The organism is Thermus neutrinimicus (assembly GCF_022760955.1).
Taxonomy (GTDB): Bacteria; Deinococcota; Deinococci; order Deinococcales; family Thermaceae; genus Thermus; species Thermus neutrinimicus.
The window spans coordinates 1-5390 of record NZ_JAKTNU010000035.1 but is presented as its reverse complement, the minus strand read 5'-3'; the positions used below and the strand labels follow the sequence as shown (position 1 = coordinate 5390).

The window sequence follows — 5390 nt, the reverse complement described above, 5'->3', positions numbered from 1 at the left end:
CAAGGACCGTCCCGTGTACGTGATCTCTGTGGCGGCGGAGCTCTTGGAGATGCACCCGCAGACCCTGAGGCTTTACGAGCGGAAGGGTTTGATCAAGCCGAAGCGGTCGGGTGGGAAGACGCGGCTTTACTCGGAGCGGGACATTGAGAGGCTGAGGGAGATCCGCCGTCTGACGCAGGAGCTTGGGGTGAACCTGGCGGGGGTGGAGGAGATCATGCGGCTCCGTTCGGAGCTGGAGGCCCTGCAGGCCCGTTTTGAGGCCGAGGTGGCCCGGCTGAAGCTCCTTCTCCTCGAGGAGGGCAAGACCCTTTCCGAAGGGAGTAGCATGGGGGCGTGAATGCGCTAGAGCCCCTTTTGGAGTTCCTGTCCATCCCCTCCGTATCCACGGATCCCGCTCACAGGGAAGATGTTCGCAAGGCGGCCCTCTGGCTAGGGGAGAGGCTAAGGGAGCGAGGTTTCCGCACGGAGCTCCACGAGACTCCGCTTCATCCCATCCTCTACGCCGAGCGCCTTTGGCATCCCCAAGCCCCCACGGTCCTGGTCTACGGGCACTACGATGTCCAGCCCCCGGATCCCTGGGAGCTTTGGGAAACCCCCCCCTTCGTCCCCACGGTGCGGGAGGGAAGGGTCTACGCCCGGGGAGCCTCCGACGATAAGGGGCAGCTTTGGGCCCACGTGGCGGCCCTGGAGGGCCTTACTGCCCAGGTCAACGTGAAGTTCTTGGTGGAGGGGGAGGAGGAGATCGGAAGCCCGAGCCTTCTGCCCTTTGTGCGGGAGCACCGGGAAAAGCTCAGGGCCGATGTGGTCCTCATCTCCGATGGGGCCATGTTTGCTCCCCTCACCCCCACCCTTACCTATGGCCTAAGGGGCCTGGCCTACCTGGAGGTGCACCTGAAGGGAGCCCGGCGGGACCTGCACTCCGGAAGCTTTGGCGGGGTGGCTCCCAACCCCATCCAGGCGGTGGGGTGGATTCTTGCCAAACTAAAGGACGAGAAAACCGGGAGGATCCTGGTCCCTGGCCTCTACGACCGGGTCCGGCCGGTTTCGGAGGAGGAGAAGGGCCTCTGGCCTTCCTTGGACGAGGAGGCCTTGAGGCGGGAACTCGGGGTGGAGGTGCTCCCCGGGGAGGAGGGCTTTAGCCCCCTGGAGAGGCTTTGGACCCGGCCCACCCTGGACCCCAACGGCATCTGGGGGGGGTACCAGGGGGAGGGTTCAAAGACGGTGATCCCTGCCGAGGCGGGCTTCAAGGTTTCCCTGCGCCTGGTGCCGGACCAGGATCCCGAGGAGGTGGCGGGCCAGGTGGAGGCCTACCTGCGGGAGGTCTGCCCGTCCGGTTACGCCCTGGAGGTCCTCCGCCTCCACGGGGGCAGGCCGGTTCTCACGGATCCCTTTAGCCCCCCCATGCGCCTCATGGCCAAGGCCCTGGAGGAGGTCTGGGGCAGACCCCCCGTGTACACCCGGGAGGGAGGGAGCATCCCGGTGGTGGCGGAGCTCCAGGATGCCCTGGGTGCGCCCGTGGTCCTCCTGGGCCTAGGGCTTCCCGACGACAACCTCCATGCCCCCAACGAGAAGTTTGACCTGATTAACTTGGAAAAGGGCATTGCGGTCCTGAAGCGGTTCTATCAGCTCCTGGCCCAGGGAGGATGAGGCCCTGGCGTACCCGTAATCCGACCCAGGCTCCAGGTTGGCCTAAGCGCCGGAAGCAGCAAGAAGGTTAGGGAGGAGATGGTGGGGAGTGTATGGGAGCGGTACCAGCTTCCCCTCTACCTGGGGGCGGCCCTCCTGGGGGCGGGTGGGGGGTTCTGGCTTCCGGGGCTTGCCCCTTGGGGAGAGGTCCTGCTTTGGCCGGCTTTGGGGGTTTTGCTCTTCTTCACCTTTTTGCCCGTTCCCTTTCGCGCCCTGCGCCAGGCCTTCCGCGACCGGGCTTTTTTTCTGGCCGGGGTGGTAGGGAACTTCCTCCTGGTGCCCTTAGCGGTCTTGGGCCTCCTTCAGCTTCTGCCCCAGGAACCGGGGCTACGCCTGGGGGTGGCCTTGGTCCTCTTGGTGCCCTGTACCGATTGGTTTCTGGCCTTTAGCTACCTGGGCCGGGGGGACATGGCCCGGGCCTTGGTGCTCACGCCCTTGAACCTTCTCCTGCAACTAGCCCTTCTCCCCCTTTACCTTTTCCTGTTTTTCGAGGAGGCGCGATGGGTGTCCCGCCTGGAGCCGCACACCCTCTTGGGGGCGGTTCTGGTGGTCTTCCTGCCCCTCTTTCTGGCCTTCTGGGTTCAGGCCCGGCCCTGGGGGAAGGCCGTGGTGGCCCGGACCTCCTCCTGGCCCGTGCTCCTTTTGGCCCTGGTGGTCTTCCTGGTGGCCCTGGGGCATGCGGGCCTCCTTGTGGGGTTTTGGGGGCACCTTTTCCTCCTGCTTGGGGTTTTTTCCCTCTACCTGTTTCTGGCCTTGGGGCTTTCCCTTTTTTTGGCCCGGTTCTTCCGCCTTCCCTCCAAGGCGGGGAGGACCTTGGCCTTCAGCCTGGGCACGCGGAACTCCTTTTTGGTGCTCCCCTTAAGCCTGGCCCTACCCGAGGCGGGGCTCGCCCCCTTGGTCATCGTGTTCCAGTCCCTGGTGGAGTTACTGGGGATGGCCTTTTTCGTGCGCCTGGTTCCCCGGCTCCTTTAGGGTCCCCGGGAGGGCCCGCTTGAAGATGAGGGCCTCCCCCACCCGGCCCGTGAGGATGGGAACCACAGCGCTTTTGGCCACCTGGGCGGAGAAGGGTACGTCGGCCTCGAGGCCCACGCCCTTTAGGGTCATGGCGGCGGCGGAGAGGGAGAGGGCCTCCAGGGGGTCCTGGTAGTTTCGCTTTACCGCCAAGGCGATCCTGGCCCCGTCCTCGGGCTCCACCTCCCCCAGAAGGCCCAGGTACTCCGCCAAAACCCCGGCGGTGTAGAGGTCGTCCAAGCCCACCCGCCCCTCCTTGCCGGCGGCCAGGATGGCCACCTCCTCCGTGGCCAGCTCCCGGGCCAGGCGGGCGGCGGCGTGGGCGTTAAAGAGGGAGGCCAGGAGCACGTGTTTGGCGGTCCTTGCGGCCACGTGGGCGGCCCTGGTGCCGTTGGTGGTGCTCATCACCACGGTCTTGCCCCCCACGGGGGCCTCGAGGGCCTCCCGGGGGGAGTTCCCCAGGTCAAACCCGGGGGGCTTCAACCCCCCCACCTCCCCTGCCAGGAGGACGTCGGCGTCCTTGAAGGCCCGGGCGGCCTCGAGGCTTGGCACCCAGTACAGGGCCTCGGCCCCCGCCTCCAGGAAGCAGACGGCGGTGGTGGTGGAGCGGATCACGTCCACCACCAACACCACATCGGGGTAGACCAGCTCCTCCGTGGGGAGAACATCCACCTTCAGGCGCATGGAGACTCCTCCGGCTGGGTTTCCTCAAGCCAGGCCAAAGGCCACCTCCTCCAAAAGCCCGGGGTCCACCACCTCCACCACCCCTGAGGAGAGCCGCAGGATGCCCTGGTCCTTCAGCTCGTGGAGGACCCGGGTGGTGGTCTCCCGGCTCACCCCGGCCAAAGCGGCCAGGTCCTGGTGGCGGAGCTGGACCTTCTGGCCTCCTCAAAGGCCAGAAGGTCCAGCTCCAGGTTGAGCTCCCTTAGGCGGCGGGCCAGGATCTTGGCCAGGTTGTGGGCGAAGAGGGGCAGGCGGCGGATGAGGCCGAAGTAGGCATCCCGGTAGAGGACGAGGAGGAGGGCGTCCTCCTCCGCCACGGCGCTGGCGCTTCGTTCCCCCCCGTCCAAAAGGCTCATCTCCCCGAAGACCTCCCCAGGGCCCAAAAGCCCCAGGATCTTCTCCTGGCCTCCCAGGTGGGTGCGGTAGAGGCGCACCCGGCCTTCCTCCACCAGGTAAAGGGCTTGTCCCAGATCCCCCTGGTGGAAGATGGGCTTGCCCTTGGGGTAGGTGAGGGGTTGGAAGTAGGAGCGGGCCAGGCGGGTTTCCTCCGGGCCCATATCCTGGAAAAGGGGGGAGGCGGGCATCGGCCATACTCTAACCTAGGCTTCATCTTTTGCCTAGAGGATGAGAGGGTGAACCCGGTCCTGGAGGCGGTAGGCCTGGGGTTCTCTTACGGGAACGGCTACCTTTTCCGGGGTGTTTCCTTAAGGCTCCGCCCCGGGGAGGCCCTGGCCGTCCTGGGGCCCTCGGGAAGCGGCAAGACCACCCTCCTACACCTCCTGGCGGGCCTTCTTTCCTTGCAGGAGGGGGAGGTGTACTGGGAAGGAACCCCCATCCGGGGCCTTTCCGAGGGGAGTTTGGCCAGGTGGCGGCTCCGCTTTATGGGCCTTGTCTTCCAGCACCACTTTCTTTTCCCCGAGCTCACCGCTTTGGAAAACGTCCTGGCCCCGGGCTACCTGGCGGGCCGGGTGGACCGGGCCTTTGCCCTTGGGCTCCTTTCCCGGCTGGGCCTTGGGGAAAGGGCGGACTTCCTTCCCCAGAGGCTTTCGGGTGGGGAGCGGCAGCGGGTGGCGGTGGCCCGGGCCCTGTACCTCCGGCCCAGGCTTCTTTTGGCCGATGAGCCCACGGCCAGCCTGGACCGCAACCAGGCCAAGGAGGTGCTGAGGCTCATGCGGGAGTTGGCCAGGGAGGTGGGGGCGGCCCTTCTCCTCTCCACCCACGACGAGGCCTTGGTGGAAGGGCTTCCCGCCTTGCGGCTTTAAAATGGGGCGGTATGAGTCCCATTCACGTGCGGGCCAGGAAAGGGGAGGTGGCGGAAAGGGTGCTCCTGCCTGGGGATCCGGGTCGGGCGGAGTGGATCGCCACCACCTTCCTTGAAGAACCCAGGCTCTACACCTCCTACCGGGGCCTTCTAGGTTTCACCGGCCGGTACCGGGGGGTGCCGGTTTCCGTGCAGACCACGGGTATGGGAGCTCCATCGGCCAGCATCGTGGCCGAGGAGCTCGTGGGCCTGGGGGCCAGGGTGCTTCTCAGGGTGGGTACCTGTGGGGCGGTGGACGAGGGCCTCTCCCCCGGGGACCTGGTGATCGTCCAGGGGGCGGTGCCCTTGGACGGGACCACCCGGCAGTACCTGCAAGGCCGGGCCTATGCGCCCGTGCCCGATGCCGAGCTCTTCCGTGCCCTCTGGAAGCGGACGGAGCACAGGGGCTACCCATACCATGTGGGCCTGGTGGCCACCGAGGATGCCTTCTACGCCACCACCCTCGAGGGGGCGAAGGCCTGGGCCCAGTTGGGTGTGCTGGCCTTTGAGATGGAGGCCAGCGCCCTCTTCCTCCTGGGTAAGATGCGAAAGGTGCGGGCCGGGGCCATCCTCACGGTTTCCAACCGCATCGGCGACCCCGAGCTGGCTCCCCCCTCAGTACACGTCAAAACGTGGGACCACCCCTTTAGGATGGACCTGCGCCCACGTG

Annotated in this window: 6 protein-coding genes and 1 pseudogene; 5 read left to right on the top strand and 2 right to left on the bottom strand. The window is 66.5% G+C overall.

The window, feature by feature from the left end:
• The 3 genes from L0C59_RS10990 to L0C59_RS10980 form a co-directional block, all read left to right on the top strand.
• The coding region (locus tag L0C59_RS10990; protein ID WP_243091368.1) for a heat shock protein transcriptional repressor HspR at positions 1–337 on the top strand (337 nt) is incomplete at its 5' end.
• A complete protein-coding gene (locus tag L0C59_RS10985) occupies positions 334–1647 on the top strand; it encodes a dipeptidase (protein ID WP_243091367.1) in 1314 nt (437 codons plus the stop codon). The genes L0C59_RS10990 and L0C59_RS10985, both read left to right, overlap by 4 nt.
• 78 nt (positions 1648–1725) lie before the next feature.
• Positions 1726–2658 (top strand): hypothetical protein, encoded by a 933-nt coding sequence (locus L0C59_RS10980; protein WP_243091366.1) that lies wholly within the window; start codon positions 1726–1728, stop codon positions 2656–2658.
• Here L0C59_RS10980 and L0C59_RS10975 read toward each other — a convergent pair.
• Complete coding sequence (locus L0C59_RS10975) at positions 2611–3381, bottom strand: 2-phosphosulfolactate phosphatase (RefSeq protein WP_243091365.1); 771 nt, start codon at positions 3379–3381, stop codon at positions 2611–2613. The genes L0C59_RS10980 and L0C59_RS10975 overlap by 48 nt on opposite strands.
• Positions 3382–3405: 24 nt before the next feature.
• Positions 3406–4004, bottom strand: a pseudogene (locus L0C59_RS10970) (Crp/Fnr family transcriptional regulator).
• Positions 4005–4052: 48 nt separating this feature from the next.
• On the opposite strand from L0C59_RS10970, the gene L0C59_RS10965 reads away from it, so the two are divergent.
• Both L0C59_RS10965 and L0C59_RS10960 read left to right on the top strand, forming a co-directional pair.
• Positions 4053–4682, top strand: a complete 630-nt coding sequence (locus L0C59_RS10965; RefSeq protein ID WP_243091364.1) for an ABC transporter ATP-binding protein — start codon at positions 4053–4055, stop codon at positions 4680–4682.
• 11 nt (positions 4683–4693) lie between these two features.
• A partial coding sequence (locus L0C59_RS10960; RefSeq protein WP_243091363.1) for a phosphorylase family protein occupies positions 4694–5390 on the top strand: 697 nt, incomplete at its 3' end.

Bases quoted from the DNA above. Each gene is read 5' to 3' on its own strand.
- L0C59_RS10980 (WP_243091366.1), top strand. From the start codon at position 1,726: ATGGTGGGGAGTGTATGGGAGCGGTACCAGCTTCCCCTCTACCTGGGG.
- L0C59_RS10975 (WP_243091365.1), bottom strand. From the start codon at position 3,381: ATGCGCCTGAAGGTGGATGTTCTCCCCACGGAGGAGCTGGTCTACCCC.